General features: G+C 44.4%; 11 protein-coding genes. 3 read left to right on the top strand and 8 right to left on the bottom strand.

Translation table 11 applies throughout. From position 1 onward, the window contains the following. Positions 1 to 265: 265 nt before the first annotated feature. Entirely contained in the window at positions 266 to 982 is a 717-nt protein-coding gene (locus N4J56_RS28200; RefSeq protein WP_015157330.1) for a Crp/Fnr family transcriptional regulator, read from the top strand. 121 nt (positions 983 to 1103) lie between these two features. On the opposite strand, the gene N4J56_RS28195 is transcribed toward N4J56_RS28200, so the two are convergent. The 3 genes from N4J56_RS28195 to N4J56_RS28185 form a co-directional block, all read right to left on the bottom strand. Beyond that, positions 1104 to 2171 (bottom strand): PstS family phosphate ABC transporter substrate-binding protein, encoded by a 1068-nt coding sequence (locus tag N4J56_RS28195; RefSeq protein ID WP_317109446.1) that lies wholly within the window; start codon positions 2169 to 2171, stop codon positions 1104 to 1106. A gap of 321 nt (positions 2172 to 2492) precedes the next feature. Beyond that, positions 2493 to 2909: a hypothetical protein gene (locus N4J56_RS28190; protein ID WP_317109445.1), complete on the bottom strand. Its 417-nt coding sequence runs from the start codon at positions 2907 to 2909 to the stop codon at positions 2493 to 2495. 189 nt (positions 2910 to 3098) lie between these two features. Beyond that, positions 3099 to 3863 (bottom strand): HPP family protein, encoded by a 765-nt coding sequence (locus N4J56_RS28185; protein WP_317109443.1) that lies wholly within the window; start codon positions 3861 to 3863, stop codon positions 3099 to 3101. Between the two features lie 767 nt (positions 3864 to 4630). Between N4J56_RS28185 and N4J56_RS28180 the strand changes: the two genes are divergently transcribed. After that, positions 4631 to 5593, top strand: coding sequence for an AEC family transporter (locus N4J56_RS28180; RefSeq protein WP_317109441.1), 963 nt, complete (start codon positions 4631 to 4633; stop codon positions 5591 to 5593). Positions 5594 to 5632: 39 nt separating this feature from the next. Here the strand turns inward: N4J56_RS28180 and N4J56_RS28175 are convergent, their stop codons facing one another. The 5 genes from N4J56_RS28175 to N4J56_RS28155 all read right to left on the bottom strand — a co-directional run bounded on the left by N4J56_RS28175 (position 5633) and on the right by N4J56_RS28155 (position 12285). After that, entirely contained in the window at positions 5633 to 7075 is a 1443-nt protein-coding gene (locus N4J56_RS28175) for an ABC transporter substrate-binding protein (RefSeq protein ID WP_317109440.1), read from the bottom strand. A 432-nt stretch (positions 7076 to 7507) separates the two neighbouring features. Next, positions 7508 to 8230, bottom strand: a complete 723-nt coding sequence (locus tag N4J56_RS28170) for an MgtC/SapB family protein (RefSeq protein ID WP_317109439.1) — start codon at positions 8228 to 8230, stop codon at positions 7508 to 7510. Positions 8231 to 8261: 31 nt separating this feature from the next. Further along, positions 8262 to 9683 (bottom strand): ABC transporter substrate-binding protein, encoded by a 1422-nt coding sequence (locus N4J56_RS28165; RefSeq protein WP_317109438.1) that lies wholly within the window; start codon positions 9681 to 9683, stop codon positions 8262 to 8264. A gap of 102 nt (positions 9684 to 9785) precedes the next feature. Next, complete coding sequence (locus N4J56_RS28160) at positions 9786 to 11135, bottom strand: serine/threonine-protein kinase (protein WP_317109437.1); 1350 nt, start codon at positions 11133 to 11135, stop codon at positions 9786 to 9788. Positions 11136 to 11277: 142 nt separating this feature from the next. Then, positions 11278 to 12285, bottom strand: coding sequence for a LysR family transcriptional regulator (locus N4J56_RS28155; protein ID WP_015157340.1), 1008 nt, complete (start codon positions 12283 to 12285; stop codon positions 11278 to 11280). A gap of 268 nt (positions 12286 to 12553) precedes the next feature. Here N4J56_RS28155 and N4J56_RS28150 point away from each other — a divergent pair, with 268 nt between their 5' ends. Next, positions 12554 to 13267 carry an NnrU family protein gene (locus tag N4J56_RS28150; RefSeq protein WP_317109436.1) on the top strand — a complete coding sequence of 238 codons (714 nt, stop codon included), beginning with the start codon at positions 12554 to 12556 and terminating at the stop codon, positions 13265 to 13267. Positions 13268 to 13314 lie beyond the last annotated feature (47 nt).

The raw sequence follows: 13314 nt of genomic DNA, 5'->3' as shown, positions 1-13314 counted from the left end.
CCCTGGTTTGATTGTTTACACTTATCTGTTGTTTTAAACATGAACTATACGGATAAAAAAACTGAAAAGCAGGAGACTTGATTAAGTAATTGAGTGATTGAGAATACTAGGATTGTGTTGCAAGACAAATAAAACAAATCTATAGCTAAGTTCGCTTAGCTACGATCGCTATTACTGGTTTGAGGAGTAAAGTTCATCTGCCAACCAATTTGGCAATGGCTGAGCTTCACAGTGACGTTTCGTCTATCGCCAACTGCTGCAAATTATGCATTCCCCATCCGCTTCTCCAGAGTCACAAAGACCATTTTTAACCTGGCAACGGATTCTTGACTGGGCGCAGGAACACTATCGCGTTCGCTCTTTTAGTAAAGACGAACGCATTCCAGCTCGACCTGGACTGCTCTATCTCGTTCAAAGAGGTGCTGTGCGACTTGTAGGTACAGCTCAAGTTAGCGCAACTAGTCAGCTATCATCTCGGCGCATCAACAGAACACCTGAAGAAGCTTTTTTAGGCTTTGTTGGCGCTGGACAGCCGTTTGAAATTGTTGCCCAATCTCCGTTTACGCTCCAAGCTTATGCCCACGTAGAACCCACTTTAGTCGTGTGGATGTACTGGCATGACTTGGATAACTGGCCCCACTTTCGGCGGGAAGTTCTCGATGCATTTCGCTACCAACATCAGCGCAAGTTACTGTGGCTGAGTGCTTTAGGACAGCGACGGACGATCGATCGTCTCTTGGGATTCTTAACCCTGCTGGTAGAAGAATATGGGCAACCTGCGACAAGTGAAGAAGACCCCGAGATTCTGCGCGGATACTCTCTACCGTTTACGCTGACGCACGCCCAAATTGGTAGTGCGATCGGTTCGACGCGAGTTACCGTAACTCGTTTAATGGGTAAGCTACGTCAACGCGGTTTACTTATCGCTCAAGAAGATAACCTCATCTGTTTGCCAGCCGATTCAATCAATCGAGCGAGTTAGTTACAGAGGAGTGAGGAGCGAGGAGCGAGGGTATTGAATATCACAAGAGCTGTGATTGAGAAACTAAAGTCTTTCCTGTCATTTGTCTCTCTTTCCCTCACTCCTAACTCCTAACCCCTCATTATCGCATTCGCACAAATCCAGCATTGGCGATCGCCGACTGTCCTTGTTGCGTCAGCAGTAACTTAGCATAAGCTTCTCCTGCTTGCTGTGCTAAATCGTCATCCTGCTTGACGACAACGTACAAGTTGCGTGTCAGAGGATATTGTCCGGTTTGAAAAGCATCGGTATTGAGCTGATTGCGCCGCTGAGGACAGTTATTCGCTGTTACTAAAGGTTCTTGGTAGGGAGGAGTAAATTGCCCTGATTGACGACCTAGCGGTAAGGGTCTAATCCTACACTGAGGTACGATTTCTGGAGCCGAGGCGTAGTAAATTCCGCCACGGTTACTAGCTAGCTTTTGTAAAGCTTGAGTTGTCGTACCGACAAATTCAACGTTGGCAGCTAATGCTTGACCTGCTAGAACATCCTGTATGAAAAGCTCGACCGTACCACCCTCGCTCATCGGACGGGAATAAGGTTGAATCGGCAGGTTAGGACCACCGAGTTGTTTCCAGTTATTTGCCTTCCCAGTATAAATTGCTTTAAGCTGTGCCAAGGTTAGTCCTGGTATATTTAGGCTGGGGTGAACTGCGATCGCTAAACCGTCAATTGCTACCGGAATTTCTTTTAAATTAAATCCTCTTTGCTGAGCGCGAGATACCTCTCGATCTTGTAAGGGTCGAGACGACTGAGCAAAGGTAAGCCTACCTTCAATCAGCATCCGAATACCAATACTGGTTCCTGGGGAAGCATTTGTCGGTTCTACAAACCGTAACTGAAATTCTGGATAAGCTGCTCTAATTTGCGGATCGATCGCTTGTCGAATTGCCGCCCAAGAAGTACTACCACCATAGCTGAATAACCCTTTAGGAATGCCTGAAACACCGCTAAAACTTGAGCCACTCAATTCTGGATCTGAAGTTATATCGGATGTGTTGGGGGTGGAAATCGATCTTGGCTGAGGATCGCTGAGTTCGACACTAGTGCTAGAATTTCTCGTCAGCCACCAAAAACCGCCAGCTAAACCCCCAGCTACGATCAACAGAGTCAGAACGAGAACATCTGTTTCATTTTTTTGCGACGACATAACAGAATAATAAGCGCTGTAATAAGTGCAACATATACTTGCTTGCGTACAGATTATCCACGCAGCAAAGCAGTGTTGCATCCCTGTGAGATCGCCTCTAATTCAAGCGATTGTCTTATGATGAATTGAACTCTTATGTCTGTCTTATCATAACCTAACCTTAATCTTGTCAGGACGATTAACTATATATATTTAGTGGCTTTTGGCACAAATAGTATACACACAACTATACAAAGTCACGATCGTTGGTCATGAGAATATGGGTAAGGGTAAGAGTTTCTTACTTACGACTTACGAATTACGAATTACGACTTATTTAACCTAGTGGTTAGAGTGTCTGTAAAGATCGTCGCAGTAAAATAACCAAGCTATACCCAAAATCGCTGTAGTTACGCTAGCAATTATTCCCGCCATAACCCAGCCAAATGCTCCTACTAATATAATTAATCTTCCTAGTAAAGCTAAAACTGCTTTCGCAGTAATGAATGCAGTAACGGCACAAATTATACTAATCAGTCCTAATTCTAAAAGTATAGATTTAGTATCCTTGGTTGCAAGCTCCTCATCAAAGTATATATCCCAGACGACAGTACACATAGCAACATCAGCAACCGTCAAAAATATTTGCTTGAATAATTCTAAATTCATTGCAGGAGTTACTGTGACTATCCCCGCAGCAAAAATTGTAGCTAAAATTACTATAACGGCTCGTTTTCTTTTTGGATATATCTGACTCATAATTAATTTCCTGAATCGTAAGCTTTTTTAATAAAGAAGAGTCAGAAGTGGATATTAGATTATTTTACTAAAAGAACCAAGCTGTTCATCAGAAAAGTTTCTGCATGTATAGCATCGATTGATGCTTGTTCCACAGCTACTTTTCTTACTTCTGTCTCCGATCTTTTATCTCCTGTCTCCTTCTACAGATTACAGCCAGTGTTTTGGATAAGTTCTACCTGGCATGAGATTGTTAAAAACAAAAGTACAAAAGACTAAAACAATTGAACCTGCTAATACTGGTGTAAACAGAAAACTCCATTCAGCACGGCTCATCACTCCTACTAAAGCAACCGCTCCTCCTGGTGGATGGAGAGTTTTTGTCAGTTGCATGACTTTGATTGCTGTAGCAACAGCTAAAGCCATAACCCAAGGTTCTGAGCCGAATAAATGTACCATAATTAAGCTGACTAATCCGCCGAGAAAATTGCCTACAATACAGTTGCGTGGCTGTGCTAGAGGACTATCGGGTGCAGCAAATAATAAAACGGCAGCCGCTCCAAAAGGAGCTGCGATCAGAGGATAATGCGTACTAACGCTGATGTAAGCTAGCGCGGCAATGCCAATAAAACTACCTATGTAAGAAAAAACAATTTGTTTTAAAGGAAAGCGGGGTTGATATTTAGAGCTGCCGTGAATTTTAGCCAAGAAATTTTTGAGTCGAGTCGAGTTAAATCGAACGCTCCATGTAGGCTGGGGACGATTATTTCTTAAAGCAGCTAGTTCGGCTGTGAGTTGCTCTAGTTGTTGCTGCTGAATAATTAATTGCTGTTGCTGTTGTTCTAGTTGCTGTTGATACTGCTGGAATTGTTGTTGTTTGCTAGTCAATTCAAAGGTAGACATAGCTTTGGTAAGTTTTGTCATAGAGCTAGAATTTGTATTTGGTTTTGCCGCAGTTTTACTAATGTCTTTCATACTTCTATCGCTAAATAATGAATTGCCAAAACTTAGATTTATTCTGTGATATTGCGATCGCACTACTATAAATTGTGTTAACTGATACGAAATATTATTAATCATGAAAGAAGCGCATTTTGAAATTGCTCTAACTGCATACAATCAACAGAAAAGTACAATTTTATACTTGCGACTTAGAGCAAACTACGCTCGCAATAACGCTAGAACTATCAAATAAATTAAATGGCTAAATTAATTTTTTCAAAAATATTTACAGCGATCGCTAGCTACTAGCTCGCTAAAACTTTCATCGCTGTATAACTATATTGAATTACTGTAGTTAAAATCTGACAAGACATTTCAGAGTCGATCGAAGTGTTCTTTTTTTATTCGATGTATTCAAAAGTTTTATTTTAGGAGAGTTAATCTGGCGTTTTAATTTTATTCATCAAAATTTTAATTGTTCTTAGTGTTATGGAATAGCTTTGAGATTTATCGTAATTTTACTGTACCTTTGGTTGCAGTATTTTTGCTGCACGGCTGAGTAGAATCCAACAATTAGCTTTTTAGCTTCTGTGTATCCGCGCAGAACTGCTAAAAAGGCTATAAATTGGGGCTTGATACAGGGACAGATTTGTTCGTTGGGTTAATTTTAATTGTTACGCGCTCGGAGTTTAAATTGTTACGTAATAGTAGCGAAACTAAACCAATCGATCGCGATTTAACTTGAAACTCTGAATTTTGAATTATTAGTTCATGGGTGCTGTTGAGATAGAACGAAACTGATGATAGAAATTACAGCAAGCGTTTTTTGTACGAGTCTGGGTGCATTCTTATTCCGAAGAGAAATAATTCCTCGTTCCTTTCCCAATTTGCTAGGTCGCCTTCTTTACTGGCTGGGCGTACCGTTGCAAATTTTAGTACTGACGCGCAAGTCAAATTTATCGCAATCGATTTGGTTGCCTCCAATCTTGACAATTGCAATATTGCTGTTGGGTTTGGGCTTAGCTTATGTCAGTTTGCAGCTACTCAAACAACTGACTCAGTACCGCTCGGTTTCATGGGTAAAACAATTGTCCGATAGTTTCTATCCTAGCGATCGCGCTGAACAAGGTAGTTTTGTCCTCGCTTCAATTTTGGGAAACACCGGCTTCATCGGGTTAGCGATCGTTCCAGCTTTTGTCAGTCAAGACTATTTAGTTTGGGTAGTGTTGTATGGCGTAACGCACAATCTAATTGGTAGTTACGGACTGGGAGTATTTTTAGCAAGTTATTTTGGGCAAACCCCAGCAAATAATAAATGGAAAGCTGCATGGCGAGACATTTTGCGCGTTCCTGCTTTATGGGCTTTTGCGCTGGGTTACTACAGTAAACCTTGGCAAATTGTCAGTTTCATCGATCCCTTACTTCAGGCAATAATCTATTTAGTCGTACCTGGAGCTTTCTTGTTGATTGGGATGCAATTATCACGGCTTCAAGGAATTCAAAATTTACGAAGGGCGATTATTCCAAGTACGATCAAGACATTTGTTTTACCTATTTTGGCAGGAATGGTGATAACATTCTTAGGATTTCCCCACGAAGCACGCTTGGCTTTAGTCTTGATGTCTGGAATGCCAAGTGCTTTCGCCAATGCGATTTTAGCAGAAGAGTACAACCTCAATCGTCCGCTAGCTGCAAGTACGATCGTTCTCAGTACGGTTTTGCTACCACTGGTAATTCCCCTATGGTTGTATTTATTTAGGTAATAGAAACTCTGCATAGAACTTCTCTGCGTCGTCTCTCGATCAACGAAGGCTCGTGTCAACCGAACTAGGTAAGGGAGTAAAATCGTAACCCGTGCCGGAGTATCTACCAGGCTGAACTCTAACTAGAGTTCCTGATTCTTGGCGATCGCCTGACGGTAAAAACTTGACTATCCCAGTTGCCCCTTTAAACATAAAACCAGGATTAGATAAAGCCTTCTGTAGTTGTTCGCGATTCGTACTTGCTTTTAAACCCGTAAAAATAGCAATTGTTGCATCGTAAGTCAATGCAGTTCGCCAATTACCCGCCCCACCCCAAAACCGCTTAGCATTGGCAATGAAAGAACTATTGGGGAAAGCAGAAGGATGCCAAGGTACAGAAAGCACCATAGTATTAACATCGGCTTGTCCTTGCTGCAGCGTGTCGTACGTATACATTGTGTGGCTGCCGAACAAAGTTAATCGACTGCGATTTGCTTGCGCTACTTCCACTGCACGACCCATTCTATTTACATCTGGTGCTAGTAGCAAAGCTTCTGCTCCATCGCTGACTGCTTGAGAGGGAATTTCGCTAGGGTTAAAATTAGCAGCAGCAAAATCGCAGGGGGTACTGGTGATATAACCGCCATTTTCAAACACGCTAGAAGTGAACTCCTCTTGAAACGAGCGACTTGCTTCTGCCTGAGAATCCGCACAGATCGCAATTCTGGTTTTGCGTGCTGTTTTCACAACGTAGCTAGCCAAAGCATCTGCGATCGCTCTTGAATTTGGCGTAGTCCGAAAGATAAATCTACCAACTCCACTTAAGTTTCGCGCTACGCTAGTGGGCGAAATCATCACCAAACCGCTTTTTTGATAGATGGGAGCAGCGGCGATGGATGCATCGCTAGAGTTATGTCCTACTACTGCGAGAATATCTGGATCGTTGGCAAATTCAGCCGCGATCTGTTTAACCACAATGGGGTTATTATCGTCATTGGCAACTTGCACTTGAACCAGCTTTCCGCCAATCCCACCACTGTGATTGATCTCGTATTGTGCCTGTGCCACGCCCCGCAGCATCTCTCTGGCAACGTTTAAGTTACCTCCTACAGGAACGCTAACACCGATTTTAACTGTATTGCTAATTGCAGCTGCCGAAGCATTATTTAAATAAATCCACGTTTCGGGATCGTTGCGCTTCACCTGCAAAGCCGCATTAAATTTGGTGACTGCCGTGGAAAAATCTCCTGCGGCAAAAGCTTGTACTCCTGCTTGTTTGTCTGGATTATTGTCGGCTGTAAATAAAACTTTATTACCTAAACTAATTCGTTTTTGCAAAGCTGGGTTGCGGTTGGGGGGATTGAGCAATCCATTGAGAGATGGTTGATTTGCTTGTTGCCCTCCTCTACCACTGCGATAACTCAACCAAAAAATCAGCGGTCCGATCAGGCAGAGGGCGATGAGATAGAGAACCAGGACAGTGTTTTTTTTGCTTTGCAACATAAAGTTTGGAACAGGAATTAAATCAAGTATTGTTAGACATTTCTAGACAACTTTCCCAGCCTCATATTTTCTGTATCGCCATGACTTGGTACAGCCCAGATGTCGAAGAATCTATAAGGAGCTAAATCATATTCTTTTTAACAACAGCACTTTGGGCGATCGCAATAATAGTACGAGATCAACGCCCACACACAAAGCTACAGCTTGAGAGTTAGTTTTTTAACATAATAGATAAAATCATATTTGATTTGACCCATAACCAAACAAAATAGAGCCACAACTACTTGCGTACCAACCGTAATTTTACGGAAAAAATATAATGCAGCTGATTTTAACCGTGAAATTACTTACGCAAATTTACTGAGTCTGAGCCTATACGTAAAAGAGATTTACCTAACTATAGCAGTAAAGAGTTTGGCGATCGCGCTCTGCTCAATCTGTATCTTCTGTAACTACTTCCCACTTAATTGCAGTCACTTTTATTTGCGATCGCAACTGCATGACAATCTCTTCCATCAATCGATCGTTACGACCATTGGAAGTATATTCTGCCTTGATTTCTACTGAAGAGAAGTTATCGAGATCTTTACTGTTAATATTTTTACTAGACAATTCATTCAATATCATTTGTCCTGGTGTAGTTTGTGCCAGTAGCACAGCCCTCACAGCTACTTCGTCTTCGGTTAAACAAATGAGGCGACAGCAATAGCGAGTTTCTACTTTTGTGTGCGTAATCAATTGCTCGTCCAACTGTTGAAACCACTGTACCATCGGGCGCAAAAGTAGATTTGCTCCTACCACTGCTAAAGTGCCGAAATAAGCTTGAAATAGCAATCCTGCCCCGACCAAACTACCCACGGCAGCAGCACACCAGAGGGTAGCTGCGGTATTGAGTCCGCGCACGCTGGTTCCTTCCCGCAAAATCACGCCGCCACCCAAAAAGCCAATCCCAGAGACAACTTGGGCTGCTATACGTGTAGGACTGGCATCGCCGGGAATCATTGCCGAGAGCATGACGAACATAGCAGCACCAAGAGACACCAACACATTTGTTTTCAGTACCGAGCGAGTTCGCCGCCATTGTCTTTCGCTGCCAATTGCCGCACCGAGAATGAATGCCAGTAGCAGGCGAATTGCAAAATCTACCCAAGTCATTAGTTTTTTTCGTTTGGTTCTACCCAGATTGCTATTGTCGCACTGGTACGAAATCATAGCCAGTACTTGTATTGACTTGACGCACGACTTGTACTAGCTGTACCGATGCGTTACTATCGCCAGAAGGAAGAAACTGCACTGGATTAGCTGCGCCAGGAGTGGAAAAATCAATACTGGAAAGAGTTTGTTGAATCCCTTCACGAGTGGCAGACTTCTGCATTGCCGCAGTCAAAGCCTTGGTTGCATTGTAGGCAAGAGCAGTACGCCAGTTGACCTCAGCTCCCCAAAACTGTCGTGACTGACGCACGAACTGAGATTTCGGATCGGTATCAATATCCCACGGAATAGCAACTACCATATCCACAGCCGCGTCTCCCGCGACTTCAAGCGTGGTTGAGTTGTAAATGGCATCGCCACCTAGAAGTTGCAATCGTCTGCGGTTTACTTGCACGACCTGTAGGGCTTTGTCGATAATGCTAGTACTAGACCCAGTGTTAGGTGCTAACATCAGGACTTTTGCCCCTTGCTTGATGGCTTGGTTAATGCTGTTAGCTGGGCTAAAACTAGGGTCTGATAAGTCAAACTCAGATGTGACTTTCCCACCTCCAAGCAGAACCGCTGTGACAAACTCAGATTTTAAGGATTGGCTGTAAGCACTTTGGGGATTGAAAAAAACAGCAGCATTCTTTTGCTGTAAATTGGTCAGCATATAATTTGCCAAAGCTCTTGCAGCAATATAATCGCTGGGAACGGTACGAAAAATGTAGGGACTGATGCCGGAAAGTTTAACAGAAGTACTGACAGGAGAGATCGCGACTAACTTTCCCTCATCATATATAGGTGCAACGGCAAGGGTGACTTGACTTGCCCAGTGACCGATAACTGCCAAAATTTCAGGAGTGTTAACCAAAGTTGAAGCAACTTGTCGAGCTTGGTCTTCTTGATTGTTGTCGTTGACGATCGCCACTTTCAAGGGAACGCCATTAATATTCCCAGTTTGATTTGTTTCTGTTTGTGCCTGCGCAACGCCACGTAGAACTTCCAAACTCCCATTAGGACTAGTACCAGTGGGAACGACAACAGCAATTGCGTAACTTTTGCGAGCGCCTATCTTGGCATTGTTAAGGAAAATTAGGGTCTCGGGATCGTTGCGATTTTGTGTTAATGCTGCTTGCAATTTCTCGGTTGCAACACTCCAATTTCGAGCCGCGATCGCCTCTATTCCTTCCTGTTTTGCTGGTAATATCTTCCCTGAAAATAACGTTTTCTCGCCAAAACTAATTGGTTTTCCAGTTGCAGAAGTACCATCTGTAGCAGTCGAGTTAGATCGATCTCCAATACCGACAAACGATTTGCCAAAAAAATTACTGAATAGTAAAGCTCCTCCCCCTACTAATCCGAGCGTAATTAGTAGCGATAGTAGCAGAAGCACTGTTTCATTTTTACGCGACATAAGAATTAGGGGCTAGGGGCTAGGAGTTAGGGGCTAGGGAAAGAAGGAGAGACAAGAGGTTAGTTCTTCCCTACTCCCTGCTCCCTACTCCCTGCTCCCTCGTTAAAGAATTCGATCGAGTAGTTGATAAATTATTTTAAATAAAGCTGTGAGGGCAACTGCAATTAGTCCGCCACCGATCGCCAGAACCAAAATGCTAGAAACGTTGAGATTGGCGTGCAGGGCAGGAATAAAAACCACAATTATCAAGGAAATTACTGAAATAATTAATAAATCTACTTTTTCGATCCAGCGACGAGATAAGGCAAAAACTAGACCACTTAAAATCACAGCGGCGATCGCCCAACCAATAGCGGGAGTCGGAAAAAGGCTGGAAAGCGCGATCGCCAGCAAAGCGCCTTCAAAACCGCTAAAAGCCGCTCCTGTTAAAACCTCCCACAGAGCAAAACTCGGTCGCCTGGTTATTGGTGGGGGAGTAGGTGGTGTAGGGGTGGGGCGATCGAGCTGGTGCAGAGCGGCGAGGACTGTGGCAGCTGACTGATAGCGCTGCTGCGGTTGAGCTGATAGCATCTTGGTAAGAATGCTGGCAAGGCCATTGCTCACTTCAACATGCATTCGCCAATGCCATTGATTGCGACCGGCATCATATAAATCTGTGGGTTTTTTACCAGTGAGTAGGTTGACTGCGGTTACAGCCAAGGCATACAAGTCTGTAGAAGGGTAAACTTCCCCACCTGAGACTTGTTCTGGAGGGGCAAAACCCATAGAATAAATTCCGGTCGAAGCAGATTGCGCTCCTCCTACTTGGCTCGTCACTTGTTTGACCGCACCAAAATCGAGTAAGTAAAGCTTACCGTGGCGATCGCGGATGATATTAGAAGGTTTGATATCCCGGTGAATCGCTTTTTGCTCGTGAACGAACTGTAAAACGGGTAAAATGGCGTAGAGCAGTTGCAAGACCTGCGATTCGGAGAACCGACCTTGAGATTCTAGTTCTGCTTCTAGAGTTTCACCGTCGATAAACTCTTGAACGAGATAAAAAAACCGTTCCTGTTTATTGGGTTGCCAACTCGGGACGCTTAGTTCAAAAAAAGCCAACAAATCGGGGATTTGGTCGTGGCGATCGCCAAGTTGCTCTAAGACGACTGCTTCCCGTTCAAATAGGGTTTGGGCAGTCATGAGCTGAGTAGCGCTCAAGTCACCAGAGGGCTTGAATTGCTTCACGACACACTGACGCATCCCAGGCGTATAGCGATCGCGTGCCAAAAAAGCCGCACCAAATCCCCCTTGTCCTAGTAGTTTTACCGGTAGATAGCGTCCCTGTAAAATCAGCGGCATACCGCAACAAGTGCAATATTTTTGTTCTGTTGTTTTGAGAATGGCGCTGTTATCGAGATCGGCAAAATGATTCAGCGGACGGGGGCAGCCTAAACGAGTGCAGAAAACTTCCATGAACGGCAGGGGTTAATGGCTAGCAGCTAGAAGAGAGCTGAGGGAGCGACCGGGAGCTGAGGGGGCTGAGGGAGAAAGTTGATTTACCACTCACCACGCACCACTCCTATAGCTTTTAATTTAGCTGTCTAGTTCAAACAACTCAATTCACTTCTTCTACCTCTGGCGTTACTACTTCTATAGTTTCCTTGGCAACTCGCGGCGACTCTAACAGTTCCTTGCCCCAACCAGGAGTTGTAAATTGAGGTAAAATCTCGCGGATAAACGCATCGGCAGCTTTCGAGCGGTAACGGTTGGGGTTTAAGATTGCTGCTAGTGTCCGTCGCACCACGACCCCCTCAATTGCAGAGCGGTGCAAGATACCCATTTGTAGCTCTTTGGCGATCGCGGAAACGGAAACAAAAGCCGCTCCCAATCCTGACTGCACGGCGTTTTTAATTGCCTCAATTGAATTGAGTTCCATTTCAATTTTGAGCCGTCGCGTATCGATCTCGCAGCGGGTTAATACAGAGTCAATGACCTTGCGAATAGTCGATTGGGAGTCGAGAGCGATGAACTGAAGTTTATAGAGGTCGTCTTTATAGATTTTCTCGGCTTTTGCTAAGGGGTGCAGCACTGGTAATATCAGGGCTAGCTCGTCTTCGGCGTAAGGAGCGATCTGTAAAGATTCGTGTAGCTCCGAGGGAATTTCTCCACCGATGATCGCTAAGTCTACCTGTCCGTTTGCCACGCTCCAAGCAGTGCGGCGAGTTGAGTGGACGTGCAACTGTACCGCGACATCAGGATATTTTTGACGAAACATGCCGATCATGCGGGGCAACAGATACGTGCCAGTAGTTTGAGAAGCACCGACAATCAGAGTTCCGCCTTGAAGGTTTTGCAAATCCTCAATTGCCCGACAGGTTTCTTGACATAGGCTGAGAATTTTTTCGCCATAGTTGAGCAGCAAATACCCTGCCTCTGTCAGTTGCGCTCTACGTCCGCCTCGGTCAAATAAAGGCACGTCCAATTGCCGCTCTAAATTTTGCACCTGCAAGCTCACCGCAGGTTGAGAAACATAAAGACTGTCAGCGGCACGCTTGAAGCTCCCTTCAGCAGCGATCGCTTTAAGAATGCGTAACTGATCTAAGGTGAAAGGTAGGTCAGACATACAGCTATATCCATGAATACGAAAGGAGACTTCAGGCAACCTACTCGATTAGTGAGAGAGCGCGAATGTGTCATCTGCTCAAAGTGGGAAACATTCCGCGAAAATGACCCTAACACCACATTAATATATAAAGTTACCTAATAATTCGCGATCGGAGCTTTACAGGAACAAAATATATAAAATTTTCTAATGAAAAGTCGTAAGTCGTAAGTCAGAATTAACTGGTCACTGGTCACCGATCACTGCTCCCTGCTCCCTTACCCCTAAAATGAATCACAGTTGGTTAACACCCAGCCATTTTGTCATGCTGGGTCTATTACTAGGATTTGCGATCGCCCATAGCGGTCTAGCCGCCCTGCGAATGCAGGCAGAAAAAGCGATTGGTGCTAGGCTTTACCGAGTCTTATTTGCTAGCGTCAGCTTACCTTTAGCTGTCGGATTAGTAATTTACTTTTTCAACCATCGCTACGACGGAGCGCAACTTTGGCAAGTACAAGCTGTCCCAGGCGTGCGCGAGATTGTTTGGGTGCTATCTGCTGTTTCTTTCCTCTTTCTTTATCCCGCTACATTTAACTTACTGGAAATTGCCGCAGTCCAAAAACCCGAAGTCCATCTCTACGAGACGGGAGTTATCCGCATCACCCGTCATCCGCAGATGGTAGGACAGTTGATATGGTGTATTGCCCATACTTTGTGGTTGGGGACGAGTTTTACCCTCGTCACTTCCATTGGCTTAGTCTTGCATCATCTCTTTGGAGTGTGGCATGGCGATCGCCGCTTGAGTCAACGTTATTCAGAAGCATTTGAAAAAGTTAAGTCTCGCACCTCCATCATTCCCTTTCTAGCGATCGTGGAGGGACGGCAAACCCTACAGTGGCAAGAATTTCTCCGCCCTGCCTACATCGGTGTTGCCATTTTTGTCTTTTTATTGTGGCGATCGCATCCACTCCTGATCCAGGCTACAGCCAAAGTTCCCTGGTAGTGAGGAATCCAGAATTAACTACTTGGAAATTCCCGACTCCCACTCTC

The organism is Chroococcidiopsis sp. SAG 2025 (assembly GCF_032860985.1).
Classification (GTDB): domain Bacteria; phylum Cyanobacteriota; class Cyanobacteriia; order Cyanobacteriales; family Chroococcidiopsidaceae; genus Chroococcidiopsis.
The sequence above is the reverse complement of the archived record's forward strand: the minus strand, read 5'-3'. Positions and strand labels throughout refer to the sequence as shown.